The following is a 15,782-nucleotide window of genomic DNA, read 5'->3' on the forward strand; positions in this document are numbered from 1 at the left end:
CAGGATTTCATCCCAGCCGTCCTTGCAGGCGCCGGGGCTGCCGGGCAGTGCAAACAGATAGGTGCCGCCCGCAACGCCGCCGGTGGCCCGCGACTGCACCGCGCTGGTGCCGATCTTCTGCATCGAGACCAGGGTGAAGACGGTGCCGAAGGCCTCGATCTCCTTTTCATAAACGTCGCGGTGCGCCTCGACGGTGACGTCCCGCCCCGTCAGCCCGGTGCCGCCGGTTGAGATCACCACATCGACTTGACGGTCGGCGATCCAGGCACGCAGCTGCGCGGCGATCGCTGCCCGCTCGTCCGGGATGATTTTGCGGGCTGCCAGAGCATGGCCCGCGTCCCGCAGACGGTCTACCAGCACCTGGCCGGAGCGGTCGTCCTCCAGCTTGCGGCTATCCGAAACGGTCAGCACCGCAATGCGCACCGGGATGAATTCCATGCTTTCGTCAATCCGGGACATTTCCTGTCACGCCCTTTCCATAATGGCCAGCCGCATGGCCAGCCCTGCAAAAATTCCGGCCGAAACCCGGCCCAGCCAGCGCGCAAACACCGGCGAGCCGGTCAGCCGCCGCCCGGCCTGGCCGGCAAAGATGCCGACCAGCCCGTTGATGAAGAACCCGCCCACCGCCAGGATCAGCCCGAAGATCAGGAACTGGACCAGCACCGGGCCTGCCTCGGGTTTTACGAATTGCGGCACAAAGGCCAGCACGAACAGGATCACCTTCGGATTGGCCAGGTTGACCAGCAGCCCGCTGCGAAAAGCGCTGGCGCCGCGCCGCTCGGGCAGTTCATCCGCCGCAAGACCGCCGCGCAAAGCACCCCAGGCCAGGTACAGCAGATAGGCGACACCAAACCAGCGGATCACGTCGAACAATGCGGGCATGGCAGAGACCGCCGCGCCCAGCCCCAGCCCGGCCAGCGCCACATGCACCATGCTGCCCGCCGAGATCCCTGCGCTGGCCGCCACCGCCGCACCGCGCCCCGAGCGCAGCCCCTGGCCAAGGCAGAACATCATGTCCGCCCCCGGCGTCAGGTTCAGCGCCAGCGCTGCCGGGACAAAAGCCAGCAAAGTCACCGCATCGATCATGGTATCACCTCGAACCAGCTCACCGCAGGACCAAGATTGGCCACCTGCGTTTTTCCTAAATTTCCGCGAAAGCCCCAGCAATCATGCACATGGCCGCAAAGCAGCAGCTGCGGCTGGATCCGCTCCGCCGCTGCCCTGACCGCCGCTGAGCCCACGGACAGCCCGCCCGAGGTGATATCCCCCAGCCCCTTGGGCGGCGAGTGCGAAATCAGGATATCCGCATGATCACAGGCTGCCAGCATCGCCGCCGCCTGAATCTCGCTCAGGTCGCAGGACCAGCTGCCAAAGGGTGTTTCCGGCACGCCATAGCCCAGACCGAACAGACGCAGGCCCTCAAAGTCCATTCCCTCGCCATGCAGCACGGTTGTGCTGGGAAACCCCGCCGCACGCAGTTCACCGGCGCTTTCGCCATTGCCGGGAACCGCCACCATCGGCACCTTCAGACCCGCCAGCATCGCCATCGCCCGGTCCATTCCCTGGCGCATGTTGCAAAAATCGCCTGCACCGATCACCAGATCAGCGCCGGCGCTGGCCGCCACGATCTCCGCCGCATGGCTGTTTGACAGATGCAGATCCGAAAATGCGAGAATCTTCATGACGCTCCTCCTCCGTCAGGACAGGGCGCCCAGCCGTGCCTTCAGCTCCAGCAGATCCCCCCAGGCCAGCCGCTTCTGCTGCGGCTGGCGCAGCAGATAGGCAGGGTGGAACATCGGCAGTACCGGCTTGCCCCAGGCCTGATCCCATTGCCCGCGCAGCCGGGTTATGCCGCGTTTGCCCAGCACTGCCTGGCAGCTGACATTGCCCATCAAGACCAGAATATCCGGCTCCGCCAGGGCAACATGCCGCTCCAGAAACGGCGTCAGCATAGCAATCTCCGCGGGCAGCGGGTCACGGTTCTGCGGCGGCCGCCAGGGCAGCACATTGGTAAGATAGACGCTCTCGGCACGTGATAGCCCGATTGCCTCCAGCATTTTGTCCAGCAGCTGCCCGTCCCGGCCCGCAAACGGTTTGCCCTGCAGATCCTCATCGCGCCCCGGTGCTTCGCCGATGATCATCACCCGCGCCCCCGCCTGGCCGTCCGAGAACACCAGATTGCGCGCGCCGCGTTTCAGGTCGCAGTGGCTGAACCCCTCCAAGGCATCGCGCAAGCCAGGCAATGACGCAGCCCCTTTGGCGGCTTTACGGGCCGCCTCGACCGGATCCGCCTCCTTGGGCTTGGGCGGCGGCGCAGGCACGGCCCCCGGTTTCGGCTTGGGTGCCGCCTGTTCCAGCGCGTACCGGTCGATTGGTTCGTCGCACAGCGCTTCGGTCGCGCCAAGCTCCGCCTGCCACTCCAACAGCGCCCGGGCGCTCCAGTAATCCAATGCCGATTCCATGCGCCCAAGCTACTCCGCCTGCGCCCCAAGCGGAACACCTCCCCTTTCATCTTGCTGCAAATACTCAAATTCCCTAGCTTCGCCTGTGCCGGCCGTTGCCCGTCTGGCCCGCCCCGCCTATAAGAACCCGCAAATCACGCGGAGCTGCCCCCATGTCTTTCGAACACCGCCACCTGCTTGGCATCGAACCGCTGAAACCGCATGAGATCACCGCGATCCTTGATCTGGCTGACGAATATGTCGCCCTGAACCGCCGCCCGGAAAAACACTCCGACGTGCTGGCGGGGCTTACTCAGATCAACATGTTCTTCGAGAATTCCACCCGCACCCAGGCCTCGTTCGAACTGGCGGGCAAACGGCTGGGCGCCGATGTGATGAACATGGCGATGCAGGCGTCCTCGATCAAAAAGGGCGAGACGCTGATCGACACCGCGATGACGCTGAACGCGATGCACCCGGACCTGCTGGTGGTACGGCATCCCCATTCGGGCGCGGTGGATCTCTTGGCGCAAAAGGTGAACTGCGCGGTGCTGAACGCCGGCGACGGCAAGCACGAACACCCGACCCAAGCGCTGCTTGATGCGCTGACCATCCGCCGCTCCAAAGGCCGGCTGCACCGGCTGAACATTGCAATCTGCGGCGACATTGCGCATTCCCGCGTCGCCCGCTCCAACCTGATCCTGCTGGGCAAGATGGAAAACCGCATCCGTCTGATCGGCCCGCCGACCCTGGTGCCCGGCCAGTTCGCCGAATTCGGCGCCGAGATTTATGACGACATGCGCGAAGGCCTGAAAGACGTCGACGTCGTGATGATGCTGCGGCTGCAGAAGGAACGGATGGACGGCGGTTTCATCCCGTCGGAGCGCGAATACTATCATCGCTACGGCCTCGACGCCGACAAGCTGGCACAGGCGAAACCCGACGCCATCGTCATGCACCCCGGTCCGATGAACCGCGGGGTCGAGATCGACGGGACGCTCGCCGACGACATCAACCGCTCGGTCATTCAGGAGCAGGTTGAGATGGGCGTTGCGGTGCGGATGGCGGCAATGGATCTGCTGGCCCGCAACCTGCGCGCCGAACGGCAGGCCAAGGCGGGCTGAGCAGCATGGAGGGCGTCATCCATATCCCTGCAGGCGAACGCGGCGTGATCCGGTTGTTCAGGCTCGACATGCGGCCCGAGCAGGCGGCCTTTCTCAAGGAGCCCGGCGCGCTGGCGCAGGTTTTAGGGGTCGCGGCGCTCGACCCGGATCAGGTGGAGATCTTTCCGGTCTCCGACCTGGAGGATATCGGCCTGGCTGGTTACCTCACAGACGGCTGCGGTGTGCCGCGGGCGCAGGTCGAGGAAGACCGCGGCATGCTGGACGCGCTGGAGGGCCACGTGCTGCTGATCCGCTCGCGCGCCTTTGACGGAGCCGAAACCCGGCTGACCCCGGCCGGGCAGATCAGCCTGATCGGCACCTACGGCGAGCGGCAGACCAATTGGAACGCTCCGCCCGTAACCGCCGAAAGCGCCAAGCCCTATTCCGCCCCGAAACTTCCCCCGCGTCAAGCCCGCAGGCAAGCCCGCCGCATTGGCGCTGTCCTGTTTGCCGTGGTGATGCTGCTGGCCGCATTGCTGGTCTGGGTTGTTGCAGTTTGATGGCGGAGACCGAATTGAAACCGGACCGCCGTGCCTATGTCCGCGCCCATGCCTGGATGGCGGCGATCGGCATGGGCGGCGCCATGGCTGTTCTTTGGGCCGTTGACAGCCCGCATATCTGGACCGGCGCTGCCGGCGGGCTGGCCGCCATAGCTTTGCGCGGCTGGTATATGGCCAGCGAGGAGCTGGCGGTGGTATGGACCCTGACAGATACGGCCCTCACCGGCCCTGCGGAACGCTACATCCCGCTGACCCGGATCAAGACTATCCGCACCATGGGCAGCTATGTGCAGGTGATCACCAGGACCGGCGACAAACACCTGATCAAATACCAGGCCGACCCGGCCGCGACCCTCCATGCAATCGAAAGAGCCAAGGCATGACCACTCTCTTCATCAACGCCCGCCTGATTGATCCCGAGGCAGGCACCGATGCACCGGGCACGGTTCTGGTGCAGAACGGACGGATCGCGGCAGTTGAAACGAACGCCGCCGATCCTGACCAGCTGCTGCGCGCACGCAACATCAGGCCAGAGGATGCGGCCCTTCTGGAGTGCGGCGGAAAATGCCTGGCGCCGGGCATTGTCGACATCGGCGTCAAGGTTTGCGAGCCGGGCGAGCGGCACAAGGAAAGCTATAAATCCGCAGGCCTTGCGGCAGCAGCGGGCGGGGTCACCACCATCGTCACCCGTCCCGATACAACACCTGCCATCGACAGCCCGGAGACACTGGAATTCGTCACCCGCCGCGCCCAGGCCGATACGCCGGTGAACGTGCTGCCGATGGCGGCGCTGACCAAAGGCCGCGAGGGCCGTGAAATGACCGAGATCGGCTTCCTGATGGATGCCGGCGCGGTGGCGTTTTCCGATTGCGACCATGTGACCGGCAATACCAAGGTCTTTCAGCGCGCGCTGACCTATGCCCGCTCCTGCGGCGCCTTGGTCATTGCCCACCCGCAGGAACCGGTGCTGAGCGCCGGAGCGGCCGCCACCTCCGGCAAATTTGCCGCCCTCTACGGGCTGCCGGCCGTCTCTCCGATGGCCGAGCGGATGGGCCTGGACCGCGATATCGCGCTGCTGGAGATGACCGGCGCCAAGTACCACGCCGACCAGATCACCACAGCCCGCGCCCTGCCCGCACTGGAGCGCGCCAAGAGCAACGGTCTCGACATCACTGCGGGCACTTCGATCCACCACCTGACACTGAACGAGCTGGACGTGGCAGGCTACCGCAGCTTTTTCAAGGTGAAGCCGCCGCTGCGCTCCGAGGACGACCGGCTGGCCGTTGTGGAAGCGGTGCGCACAGGTCTTATCGACATCATCTCCTCGATGCACACGCCGCAGGACGAAGAAAGCAAACGGCTGCCTTTTGAAGAAGCCGCTGCCGGTGCCGTGGCGCTGGAAACCCTGCTGCCCGCGGCGCTGCGGCTTTATCATGCGGAACTGCTGGACCTGCCAACCCTGTTCCGCGCCATGTCGCTGAACCCGGCAAAACGTCTGGGGCTGGAAAGCGGCCGCCTGGCCGAGGGCGCGCCAGCCGATCTGGTGCTGTTCGATCCGGACGTGCCCTTTGTGCTCGACCGCTTCAAGCTGCGCTCGAAATCGCAGAACACGCCATTTGACACTCAGCGGATGCAAGGCCGGGTTGAGGCCACATTTGTTGCGGGTGAGCCCGTCTACCGGAGGGACTGATGCCTGTTCTGGAAAGCTCTGCCGCGGTTTTGATCCTGTGGGCCGTGATTGGCTACGGCCTGGGGTCGGTGCCCTTTGGCATGGTTGTCACCCGGCTGTTCGGGCTGGGCAACCTGCGTGAAATCGGCTCCGGCAATATCGGCACCACCAATGTCTTGCGCACCGGAAGCAAAGCCGCCGCGGCACTGACACTGGTCCTGGATGGCGGCAAGGGCGCGGCGGCGGTGCTGCTGGCCCGCTCCCTGGCCGGCGAAGATGCGGCGCAAGCGGCGGGGCTGATGGCCTTTCTTGGCCATTGCTTCCCGGTCTGGCTGGGGTTCAAGGGCGGCAAAGGGGTTGCCACCTTCCTCGGCTTGATGCTGGCGCTGGCCTGGCCGGTCGGCATTGCCTGCTGCCTGACCTGGCTGGCGGCTGCGGCAGCCAGCCGGATTTCGTCCATGGGCGCGCTGGTCTCGGCAGCTTCGGCAGCTGTTTGGGTATTGGTGCTGGGCTATCAGCCAGTGGCGGTGCTGGCGCTGCTTCTGGCAGCGGTGGTGTTGATCCGCCACGCGGCCAATATCGCACGCCTGCGTGCCGGCACCGAGCCGCGGATCGGCCAGAAGTGAGCCGCCCCAGGCTGGAGCCGTTTCCCGCCGCCTTGAATGCTCTGTCTTCAGGTGCTTTTTACGGTACTACGGCCGGGCAGCAAGGCCCGGAAACTGGCAACCGGTAAACTTGGCGGCAGGGATTGCATCAGCCGCGACTTGTACCGGCTGGCCGCCGGCCTGCAGCTGAAACCCTGCGGCATGCCCGAGGAATAAACGGTTCGCGTCGTACTGGTGCTGAATCTTACGGAATAAGACGCTCCAGCGCGCGGCCATTGCCCCAGGTGCCGTGCAACTCACCGCTGGGCATCCGTACATAGACCACCGGATGGGTTTGGCCCCAGTTCACCCAGATCACATCACCATTGCGCGAACCGCTGCCCGAATAAGATTGGCCGGCAATCCGCCACTGCATCTCCACTGCCCCGTCATTGTCTTGAATCTGCACGGTGCCGGAATAACTGCTGCCGTCGGGATTACGCCCCTCCGCGCGGTAAACACCGCCGACGCTTTGCGCGCTGGCCGGGGCTGCAAAGAGAGCAAAAGCTGTCAGCCCGCTCAGGATCGCGCGGCGGCTGGGTAATGCACCTGTCATTCTCATCTCCATTTTGGCTGCCGCCACTGTGACTGCCGCGAACCATTCTGTCACCTGCCCTGCGCAGGCATGCACAGAAACACTCTGCCTGCCGCACATTCAAATTGAGTTGTTTTGAACGTGATCGCCGGGCTCTCCACATCAGTGCCGTGACCCGCAGCAAACCGCGGCACAATTTATGAAACTTCAGCCGGGCGCAAATTTTCTGCAGTCCCGGCCGGGACCGAAAGGACGGGATCCATGAACAAAGTAAAAGCTCTGGTAAGCGGTGTGGCGCTTTCAGTTGCTCTGGCGACTTCTGCTATGGCCGCTGGCGTAGAACTCAACGCATCCTCCACCGGCCTTGCCCTGCAGGGATACGACCCGGTTGCGTATTTCACCGTTGGGGAACCGACCCCGGGCAACTGGAAAATCACCGCATCCCACAATGACGCGATGTACCGGTTCGCCTCGGAGGAAAACAAAGCCGAATTTGAAAAGAACCCGGAAGCCTACCTGCCGGCATACGGCGGATACTGCGCCTTCGGCGCCGCCATGGGCTTTAAGTTCGACGGCGATCCGACGCTTTGGAAGATTGTCGACGACAAACTGTATTTGAACCTCGCCAAAGACATTCAAACCCGCTGGGAAGGCGACATCCCGGGCTTCATCGAGAAGGCTGATGTGAACTGGGACGATATTGCGGACAAGGACCCGGCCGCGCTGCAGGCGCAATAAGGCCTAGGCCGCCACTCACTTACATACAGCCGGCGGCGGGTCAACCTGCCGCCGGTTTTCCTTCTGTCCGCGCGGGCAGGATGCCGCGGGCCCTTTAAACCTGCCGGGCGGCTTCACCGGATTGCGGAAGCTGTTCTTGGCTGCATAAAGCGCTTCATCCGCCTCGCGCAGGACCGCCTCGGCCGTCCGGCTGCCGTCACGGTAGCCCAGCCCGGATATCAGCCGGAAAAGTGATCGCGGCTGTGCAGCGACGTCATCCGGTCATGCGCCGCCAAGTTCATCAGCTTTTCATTAAACACGTGGATTTCAAGCAGGCGGCCCCGTCCGGGCCGCCTCTGCAGGTCAATAAGCAAATTCGCCGTAGATCCGGCTGAGATCGCCTTCCCAGGCGCCGTTATAGCGCGCCAGCAACTCATCCGCCGGGACCTTGCCGCTGTCCAGGCTGTCCTTCAGCGCATTCAGGAAATGGGTTTCATCCGGCACCAGCCCGCCGGCGCCAGGCTTATGCCGGGCTTTCAGCCCGCTCTCCGAAATCGCCACAACCTCGCGCGCCAGTTCATGCATGCTGATGCCGCCGACCTTGGCCTGCAGCCCCTGTTCGGAGGCCGCCACACGCAAGGCTTCACGGGTTTCCGCGTCCCAGCCCTTGACCAGGTCCCAGGCCGCGTCCAGCGCCGATTGGTCATAGGTCAATCCGACCCAGAGCGCAGGCAGCGCGCACAGACGCCGCCAGGGGCCGCCGTCGGCGCCGCGCATTTCGATGAATTTTTTCACCCGGGCCTCGGGGAAAACGGTGGTGAGGTGGTCGGCCCAGTCGCTGAGCGTCGGTGTTTCACCGGGCAGCGCCGGCAGTTCGCCCTTCAGGAAATCGCGGAAGGACATGCCCAGCGCGTTCACATATTCGCCGTTGCGGTACACAAAGTACATCGGCACATCGAGCGCATACTGCACCCAGGCCTCGAAACCGAAACCCTCGTCGAACACGAACGGCAGCATGCCGGTGCGGTCGGCGTCCAGATCGCGCCAGACCCGGGCACGCCAGGATTTATGGCCGTTCGGCTTGCCGTCCAGGAACGGTGAATTGGCAAACAGCGCGGTTGCCACCGGCTGCAATGCCAGTGCAACACGCATCTTCTGCACCATGTCGGCCTCGGAGGAAAAATCGAGGTTCACCTGCACGGTACAGGTGCGGCGCATCATGGTGGTGCCCATGCTGCCGACTTTCTGCATGTAGCCGTCCATCAGCTTGTAGCGGCCCTTGGGCATCAGCGGCATGTCTTCATGCTTCCAGACCGGAGCGGCGCCCAGGCCGATGAAGCCGACGCCGATCTTGTCGGCGATGTCCTTCACGTCGCGCAGATGGGCGTTCACCTCATCGCAGGTCTCGTGAATGGTCTCCAGCGGCGCGCCGGAAAGCTCCAGCTGCCCGCCCGGCTCAAGCGAGATATTGGCGCCGTCCTTGGTCAGGCCGATGAGGTTATCGCCTTCGGTCAGCGGCGCCCAGCCGTGGCCGTCGCGCAGGCCTGTCAGCACCGCAAGGATCGAGCGTTCGCCCTCATAAGGCAGCGGCTTCAGCGTGTCCTTGCAATAGCCGAACTTCTCATGCTCGGTGCCGATGCGCCAGTCTTCCTTGGGCTTGCAGCCATCAGCAAGATATTCGGCAAGCTGTTCGTGGCGCTCGATCGGTCCGCCGCCGGACTGGGGAATGGACATGCCTGGCACTCCGTCCTGTTAGGTCTGTCATGAAGGGTCAGTGGTGGGCGGAATCGCCGCCGGTGTCAATGCAGCCGCTGATGTTCCGGCCGGCTCGAGGAGCGCTCCCAGATCACGACCTGGTGAGGGCCGCGGCGGCGCAGTTCGGTCAGCATCCGCTCGGTCTTGAGGCCGGGAAGAGCGGCAAAGACGTCAAACAGCGCTTCATAGCCTTCGGCATTCACCGGGATCGCCAGCGGCGGCTGGCCGGGTTGTTCCAGCAGCCAATGCGGCGGTTTGGAGGATTGATCCAGCGCCAGCCGTTCCAGTTCGGATGCGGCCACTGCGCCGCCGGTGAGCGGCCCGAAATAGGCGATCTGCCCTTCGTCCACCTGCACCACCCCGGGGCCGCCGGTGCCGCGGCGAAAGCGCATCCGCTGAGCACCGATAACAGCAGTCACCAGACCGGTGCCGACAAAGGCCCAGCCGGTGATGGCGGTGAACCCGGCTGAGGAGAAGGCCCACTTCAACCCCAGCAGGAACATCATTACCGCAGCAAGGACCTCGCGCCATTGCCAGATCGCGACGCGGGCTTCCGGGCGGATGAAACTCATGTGTATCGCCTCATAACTGCGTCCGGCAGGCGGAACGGCCTGCCACGCCTCCCCTATTTGTGGCGCTGCAGCACCGGATGCAATGGTCCGCAAGCCGATTGCCGGCGTTTGCAGCATTCATGGCCTCACTGACGCCAGAGATTTAGGACTCTGCCGGTTGTACGGCATTGGCACCGCGGCCCAGTGCAACAGCAAATGGTTTCCAGTCTCTGACCGAGGCGGATGTCTCTCCGCTACCAGTCCCCCAAGCTTTGCTGCCACAGGGTCATCGCCGCTACCGCCGCGGTGTCGGCCCGCAGGATGCGGGGGCCGAGACTGACCACATGGGATTGCGGATGGCTGTGCAGCCGCTTGCGCTCTGCTTCGGAAAAGCCGCCCTCGGGGCCGATCAGGATCGCCCAGGGCGCGCCTTTCTGAGTTTCTGCGGCCAATTGCAGCGCATTGCCCACCTCGGCCTCGTCGCAGAACATCAGTTGCCGGTCGTCGGGCCAATCCTCCAGCAGGCGCGGGAGCTTCTGCAGCTCCGCCACTTCCGGCACATAAGTGCCGCCGCATTGCTCGGCCGCCTCGACCGCATGGGCCTGCAGCCGGTCCTGGCGGATGCGTTCGGCATTGGTGAACTCGGTCTGCACCGGCAGGATGCGGGCGGCGCCCATCTCAGCCGCTTTTTCAACGATGAAATCGGTGCGCGCCTTTTTGATCGGGGCAAACATCAGCCACAGGTCCGGCGGCAGCTGCAAAGGTTTGCTCTGCTCCTGACAGATCAGCGTGCCGCCGCGCTTGCCGGCCTCGGCGACCCTGGCCTGCCATTCGCCATCGCGGCCATTGAACAGCGCCACAGGCGCTCCAACCGCCAGCCGCATCACCCCGAACAGGTAATGCGCCTGATCACGATCCAACGGAACCGATTGCCCTGCCCCCAAGGGGTGCTCTACATACAGTCTGATTTTTGCACTCATGAGGTCCTACATATGCAAGGCCAGAAGCCAGCGCCAGAGGGTCAGGTCGCGGATGCGGTCACCGGAAACTGGGTCGACACCTATGCCCCGGAATGGGCGCGGCCCTATCTGCGCCTTTCCCGCGCCGACCGGCCGATCGGAACCTGGCTGCTGCTGATCCCCTGCTGGTGGGGGCTGGCCCTGGCGATCCTGTCGGATCAGAGCCCGCGCTGGCAGGATCTGTGGATCGCCATCGGCTGCGCTGCGGGCGCCTGGCTGATGCGCGGCGCGGGCTGCACCTGGAACGATATCACCGACCGCAACTTCGACGGCCAGGTGGAGCGCACCCGCTCGCGCCCGATCCCCGCAGGCCAGGTCACGGTCAAGGGTGCGCTGGCCTGGATGGGGCTGCAATGCCTGCTGGGGCTTATGATCCTCCTGACCTTCAACCAGGCGGCCATTGCCATGGGCGTTCTGTCGCTGCTGCCGGTAACGGTCTACCCCTTTGCCAAACGGTTCACCTGGTGGCCGCAGGTGTTCCTGGGCCTCGCCTTCAACTGGGGCGCCATGCTGGCCTGGGTGGCGCATACCGGCAGCCTCAGCTGGCCGCCGGTTCTGCTGTATCTGGCAGGTATCGCCTGGACGCTGTTTTACGACACCATCTATGCCCATCAGGACACCGAGGACGACGCGCTGATCGGGCTGAAATCCACCGCCCGGCTGTTTGGCTCTGATACCCCGATGTGGCTGCGCCGATTCATTGTTGCCTTTGTCAGCCTGATGGCGCTGGCAGTGATCCTGGCGGTTCAGAACAATGCCTCGGTGCTGGCGCTGGTTCTGGCGCTGGCCGCGCCCTGGGCGATGGGCTGGCACCTGACCTGGCAACTGCGCGCCTTTGACGCAGAACATTCACAGCGGCTGCTGCAATTGTTCCGCTTGAACCGCGATACCGGCCTGATTCCGCTGATCTTCTTTGTGCTGGCCATGTTCGTGTGATTGAACCGCAGCCGCGCGCGGGGTAAGAGCCTGTAACGCAAACTGGGAAGATACTGCCATATGCGCCTGTCTAAGCTGTTGATCCCGGGCTTGGCCTTTGCCGCTGCGGCCGGGCTGAGCCTTGTTGCCGCCGGATTTGCCGTCACCGCTGTCGAGCGCAGCACAGAAACAAGTGTGCGCCGGGCGCTGGATGACGGCGGCTATACCTGGGCCGAGGTAACTGCCGACGGGTTGCAGGTGCTGCTGGAAGGCACCGCACCTGATGAAGCCACCCGGTTCTCGGTCAAATCGCGGGTCGGCACGGTTGTCGATGCAGCGCGGATCCTCGATGGCATCGAGGTACCGCCCGCCAACGGCCTGGCCCCGCCGCGGTTCTCTGCGGAAATTCTGCGCAATGACAGCGGCATATCGATTATCGGCCTGATTCCCGCTGGATCCGGCCGCGCAGCGCTGGTCAAAGAGCTTGAGGCGCTGGCGGGCCCTGAGAACGTGGCCGATTTGCTGGAAACCGCGAAATACACGATCCCTGACGGCTGGCAGGAGTCAATGCAGTTTGCGGTGGAAGCGCTGAAGCTGCTGCCGCGTTCAAAAATCTCGGTGGCAGCCGGGGAGGTCTCGGTCACCGCCATTTCCGGCAGCGAGGAGGCCAAGGCGCGGCTGGAGGAGCAGCTCGGCCGCAAGGCTCCGCCGGGGTTGCGGCTGGCGCTCGACATCGCGGCGCCGCGCCCGGTGATCACTCCTTTCACCCTGCGCTTCCTTCTGGGGCCTGACGGTGCAGAATTCGATGCCTGCTCCGCCGAGAGCGAGGAAAGCCGCAACCGAATTCTGGCCGCCGCCCGCAAGGCCGGGCTGCAGGATGACGCGGATTGCGTGATCGGCATGGGTGTGCCTTCCCCCAACTGGGCCCGCGCGGCGGAACTGAGCATTGCAGGCCTGGCCGAACTTGGTGCTGGCGCGGTGACCATTGCCAATGCGGATATCACCCTGGCCGCCGCAGAAGGCACCGACAGCAAACTGTTCGACCATGTGGCGGGGGAGCTGGAAAACGCCCTCCCCAAGGTCTTTGCGCTGCATGCGGTCCTGCCGGTACCGGAATCCCAGGACGCCGGGGGGATCCCTGAATTCACCGCGACACTCAGCCCTGAAGGCCAGGTGCAGCTGCGCGGGCGCCTTACCGATGCCGCGCAGCGCACAGTGGCCGACAGCTATGCCAAAGCGCGGTTCGGGTCGGACAACGTGCACACAGCGGCCCGTGTCGTCGCCGACCTGCCTGCCGATTGGCCGGTGCGGGTGCTGGCAGCACTGGAAGCGCTCTCCTATCTGCAGCGCGGCGCGGTCACTGTAACGCCCGGCAATCTGGAACTGCGCGGCATGAGCTACCGCAAGGACGCCCCGGCTGAGATTGCCGGTTTCCTGTCCGCCAAACTGGGCGAGGCCGATACCTATGACCTCGACATCACCTATGAAAAGCCGCCCGAACCCAAGGACAAGCCGCTGCCGCCGGAACTGTGCGAGGCGCAGCTCGCCAGCGCCCAGAGCGAGGCCAAGATTGCCTTTGAACCCGGCTCGGCCACGATCGCGGTGCAAAGCACTGGAACCATGGACCGTATCGCAGGCGTCCTCGGCCGCTGCGGCCCGGTGCGGCTGGAGATCCAGGGCCACACCGACAGCCAGGGCCGCGAAGCGATGAACCAGGAGCTGAGCCAGGCACGCGCCCAGTCGGTGCTGAACGAACTGCGGGCGCGGCGGGTGGTGACCTCGACCTTTGCCGCCAAGGGCTATGGCGAAAGCACGCCGATCGCGGACAACGGCACCGAAGACGGCCGCGAAGCCAACCGCCGCATCGAATTCAAACTGATCCGCCCGGCCGCGGCAGAAGACACCGCAGACACGGGCAACGGCGAACAGGCCGCCGAACGCGCAGAAGACGCACAGGAGACCACAGAATAATGAACAGGACTGAGTTCATCATCACCACCGCGATCATCCTGTTCGCGGCCTTTGCGCTTGGCTGGTTCGCCAACTGGCTGGTGCACCGCTTTACCCGGGTGCGGCAAAGCGATGTGGCCGACCTCGACCGGATGAGCCAGGAGCTGCATGAGGCGGAAGAAACCCGCGACCAGGCGATCACCTATCTGCAGCAGCGCGAGGCAGAGCTGACCAACCAGCTGACCCAGACCGAGGCCGAATTGCGCGCCACAATGGACGGCCTGCGCGAAGCCCGCAGGGAAGCCGAAGAACTGCGCAGCCAGATCCCCCATTGAGCTTGGGGCAGCGGCGCACTCCCGCGCCTGCAGACCGCGCCGGCTGCGCCAGCACCGTCCGGACAGCCTTGGGCGCGGCGCCGTGCCGGCGCACGGCGGCCCCGCTCGCGGCCCTCACGGCGCTCGAGGGGCAAGGGGGCCGCAGGCCCAGCGAAGCGGCTTGTCCTTGACGCACCAACCTGAACAGAAACAGGACCGGCCTTGAAGGCAGACCTGTTCTTCAAGGCCATCTCAGCAAAAAAGGCGCAGCGCGTAGCGCGGCGCCGGGCCCAACAGGCGGAAATCATCCTTTGAGGATTGAAAACCTGGCGGGAGAACCCCGCATCGCCCCGCTGGCAGCGCTCACCAGCGTTTCAGCGCATCCTCGTCGGCGTCCTTGGCGGCAACCCAATCGGCATCGCCGCCAGTCAGGATTTCCTTTTTCCAGAACGGCGCGCGCGATTTCAGGTAGTCCATCAGGTATTCCGCCGCCTCAAACGCATCCCTGCGGTGGCGGGCGGCAGTTGCGACCATCATGATGCGCTCGCCCGGGGCCAGGCGGCCATACCGGTGGATCACCAGCGCATCCGCCAGCGACCAGCGTGTGCAGGCCTCCTCGGCAATGGCAGTCAGCGCCTTTTCGGTCATTCCTGGATAATGCTCGATCTCCATCGCCTGCAACCGGCCCTGATCCGCATCGCGCACCACACCGGTAAAGGTCACCACGGCGCCTGCGCCCGCGGCGCCGGCCGCAAAGGCGTCGCTTTCGGCACCCGGCGCGAACGGGGTTTCCTGAACGGAGATCCGCACCGCGTCAGCCCCCGGTCATCGGCGGGAAAAAGGCAACCTCGCGCACGCCAGCCAGCGGCGCATCGAACTCGGACAGTTCCTGATCCAAGGCAACACGCAAGGCAGAGAGATCGGCAAAGGCAGCGGCATAGCGTTCGTCGCAGGCGCGCAACTCCTCAACCAGCTCCGCAACGGTGGCTGCCGAAGTCTCCACCTGCTCGCGCGGCAGGCCGATACGTTCGCGCACCCAGGCGAAATACAGAATATCCATCAATGGGCCTCCTTCAGATGCGGCAGCGCTTTGCGCAGGTAATCAGCGCCAGTCATCAGGGTCAGCGCTGCAGCAATCCACAGCAGCCACAAGCCGAGGCGCCCCGTCCAGATCACACCAGCCTCTTTCCAGCGCAGCCCGAACAGATCCTCCAGCTCGCCTTCGATGATCTGGGAGTAGATCTGATCATCCATGCCAAAGGAAGACATCACCAGGTAATGTTCAAAGATGCCTTGCGAAAACAGCGTAGCGATGGCGATCATTTGCGCGGTGGTCTTCCATTTGGCCAGTTTGGTCACTTTCAGTGTGCCGGCCGTATCGCCCAGATATTCGCGCAAGCCCGAGACAAACACCTCGCGAAACAGGATCACCGTGGCGGGCAGCACCAGCCAGGGGGTCCAATGCTCGGCAGCATAGCCGACGATAATCATCAGCGCGATTACCACCATCGCCTTATCGGCAATCGGGTCCAGCATCGCACCCATCTTGGTTTCCTGTTTCCAAGCCCGCGCCAGGTAGCCGTCAAACCAGTCGGTCACCGCCGCGGGG

Annotated in this window: 20 protein-coding genes; 9 read left to right on the forward strand and 11 right to left on the reverse strand. The window is 64.4% G+C overall.

The window, feature by feature from the left end:
* The 4 genes from VOI29_RS13685 to VOI29_RS13700 form a co-directional block, all read right to left on the reverse strand.
* Positions 1-459 (reverse strand): molybdenum cofactor synthesis domain-containing protein (locus VOI29_RS13685; protein ID WP_323779591.1); only part of this gene is annotated, 459 nt, incomplete at its 3' end.
* 6 nt (positions 460-465) lie between these two features.
* Positions 466-1,086, reverse strand: a complete 621-nt coding sequence (locus VOI29_RS13690) for a LysE family translocator (RefSeq protein WP_323779593.1) — start codon at positions 1,084-1,086, stop codon at positions 466-468.
* Entirely contained in the window at positions 1,083-1,682 is a 600-nt protein-coding gene (locus tag VOI29_RS13695) for a metallophosphoesterase family protein (protein WP_323779595.1), read from the reverse strand. The genes VOI29_RS13690 and VOI29_RS13695 overlap by 4 nt, the downstream gene beginning before the upstream one ends.
* A 15-nt stretch (positions 1,683-1,697) precedes the next feature.
* Positions 1,698-2,462, reverse strand: a complete 765-nt coding sequence (locus VOI29_RS13700) for a uracil-DNA glycosylase (RefSeq protein WP_323779597.1) — start codon at positions 2,460-2,462, stop codon at positions 1,698-1,700.
* Positions 2,463-2,614: 152 nt separating this feature from the next.
* Between VOI29_RS13700 and VOI29_RS13705 the strand changes: the two genes are divergently transcribed.
* Genes VOI29_RS13705 through plsY form a run of 5 tightly spaced genes read left to right on the forward strand, consistent with a single transcriptional unit; the run spans position 2,615 to position 6,399 of the window.
* Positions 2,615-3,565, forward strand: a complete 951-nt coding sequence (locus tag VOI29_RS13705) for an aspartate carbamoyltransferase catalytic subunit (RefSeq protein ID WP_024088907.1) — start codon at positions 2,615-2,617, stop codon at positions 3,563-3,565.
* Positions 3,566-3,570: 5 nt separating this feature from the next.
* Positions 3,571-4,104, forward strand: a complete 534-nt coding sequence (locus VOI29_RS13710) for a hypothetical protein (protein WP_323779599.1) — start codon at positions 3,571-3,573, stop codon at positions 4,102-4,104.
* Positions 4,104-4,487, forward strand: a complete 384-nt coding sequence (locus VOI29_RS13715) for a hypothetical protein (protein WP_323779601.1) — start codon at positions 4,104-4,106, stop codon at positions 4,485-4,487. Before VOI29_RS13710 ends, VOI29_RS13715 begins: the two co-directional genes overlap by 1 nt.
* On the forward strand, positions 4,484-5,794 hold the full coding sequence (pyrC, locus tag VOI29_RS13720; protein ID WP_323779603.1) for a dihydroorotase: 1,311 nt from the start codon (positions 4,484-4,486) through the stop codon (positions 5,792-5,794). Before VOI29_RS13715 ends, pyrC begins: the two co-directional genes overlap by 4 nt.
* On the forward strand, positions 5,794-6,399 hold the full coding sequence (plsY, locus tag VOI29_RS13725) for a glycerol-3-phosphate 1-O-acyltransferase PlsY (protein ID WP_323779605.1): 606 nt from the start codon (positions 5,794-5,796) through the stop codon (positions 6,397-6,399). Before pyrC ends, plsY begins: the two co-directional genes overlap by 1 nt.
* Before the next feature lie 223 nt (positions 6,400-6,622).
* On the opposite strand, the gene VOI29_RS13730 is transcribed toward plsY, so the two are convergent.
* Positions 6,623-6,973 (reverse strand): hypothetical protein, encoded by a 351-nt coding sequence (locus VOI29_RS13730; protein WP_323779607.1) that lies wholly within the window; start codon positions 6,971-6,973, stop codon positions 6,623-6,625.
* A gap of 240 nt (positions 6,974-7,213) precedes the next feature.
* Between VOI29_RS13730 and VOI29_RS13735 the strand changes: the two genes are divergently transcribed.
* On the forward strand, positions 7,214-7,690 hold the full coding sequence (locus VOI29_RS13735; RefSeq protein WP_024088899.1) for a YHS domain-containing (seleno)protein: 477 nt from the start codon (positions 7,214-7,216) through the stop codon (positions 7,688-7,690).
* A gap of 342 nt (positions 7,691-8,032) precedes the next feature.
* On the opposite strand, the gene VOI29_RS13740 is transcribed toward VOI29_RS13735, so the two are convergent.
* The 3 genes from VOI29_RS13740 to VOI29_RS13750 all read right to left on the reverse strand — a co-directional run bounded on the left by VOI29_RS13740 (position 8,033) and on the right by VOI29_RS13750 (position 10,955).
* Positions 8,033-9,403, reverse strand: coding sequence for a glutamate--cysteine ligase (locus VOI29_RS13740; protein ID WP_323779609.1), 1,371 nt, complete (start codon positions 9,401-9,403; stop codon positions 8,033-8,035).
* Between the two features lie 65 nt (positions 9,404-9,468).
* Positions 9,469-9,996 carry a hypothetical protein gene (locus tag VOI29_RS13745; RefSeq protein ID WP_323779611.1) on the reverse strand — a complete coding sequence of 176 codons (528 nt, stop codon included), beginning with the start codon at positions 9,994-9,996 and terminating at the stop codon, positions 9,469-9,471.
* A gap of 233 nt (positions 9,997-10,229) precedes the next feature.
* On the reverse strand, positions 10,230-10,955 hold the full coding sequence (locus VOI29_RS13750; protein ID WP_323779613.1) for a 16S rRNA (uracil(1498)-N(3))-methyltransferase: 726 nt from the start codon (positions 10,953-10,955) through the stop codon (positions 10,230-10,232).
* A gap of 12 nt (positions 10,956-10,967) precedes the next feature.
* On the opposite strand from VOI29_RS13750, the gene ubiA reads away from it, so the two are divergent.
* Genes ubiA through VOI29_RS13765 form a run of 3 tightly spaced genes read left to right on the forward strand, consistent with a single transcriptional unit; the run spans position 10,968 to position 14,194 of the window.
* A complete protein-coding gene (ubiA, locus tag VOI29_RS13755) occupies positions 10,968-11,930 on the forward strand; it encodes a 4-hydroxybenzoate octaprenyltransferase (protein ID WP_323779615.1) in 963 nt (320 codons plus the stop codon).
* 60 nt (positions 11,931-11,990) lie between these two features.
* A complete protein-coding gene (locus VOI29_RS13760) occupies positions 11,991-13,880 on the forward strand; it encodes an OmpA family protein (protein ID WP_323779617.1) in 1,890 nt (629 codons plus the stop codon).
* Complete coding sequence (locus tag VOI29_RS13765) at positions 13,880-14,194, forward strand: hypothetical protein (protein ID WP_024088891.1); 315 nt, start codon at positions 13,880-13,882, stop codon at positions 14,192-14,194. The genes VOI29_RS13760 and VOI29_RS13765 overlap by 1 nt, the downstream gene beginning before the upstream one ends.
* A gap of 342 nt (positions 14,195-14,536) precedes the next feature.
* On the opposite strand, the gene VOI29_RS13770 is transcribed toward VOI29_RS13765, so the two are convergent.
* The 3 genes from VOI29_RS13770 to pgsA all read right to left on the reverse strand — a co-directional run.
* The gene (locus VOI29_RS13770; RefSeq protein WP_323779620.1) at positions 14,537-14,983 is read right to left on the reverse strand and encodes a molybdenum cofactor biosynthesis protein MoaE; all 447 of its coding nucleotides are present in this window, start codon (positions 14,981-14,983) and stop codon (positions 14,537-14,539) included.
* Positions 14,984-14,987: 4 nt separating this feature from the next.
* Positions 14,988-15,233, reverse strand: coding sequence for a molybdopterin converting factor subunit 1 (gene moaD, locus VOI29_RS13775; RefSeq protein ID WP_024088889.1), 246 nt, complete (start codon positions 15,231-15,233; stop codon positions 14,988-14,990).
* Positions 15,233-15,782: CDP-diacylglycerol--glycerol-3-phosphate 3-phosphatidyltransferase (pgsA, locus tag VOI29_RS13780; RefSeq protein ID WP_323779623.1), on the reverse strand; the 550-nt coding region annotated here is incomplete at its 5' end. The genes pgsA and moaD, both read right to left, overlap by 1 nt.

It is taken from the genome of Leisingera sp. (genome assembly GCF_034669605.1).
GTDB lineage: Bacteria > Pseudomonadota > Alphaproteobacteria > Rhodobacterales > Rhodobacteraceae > Leisingera.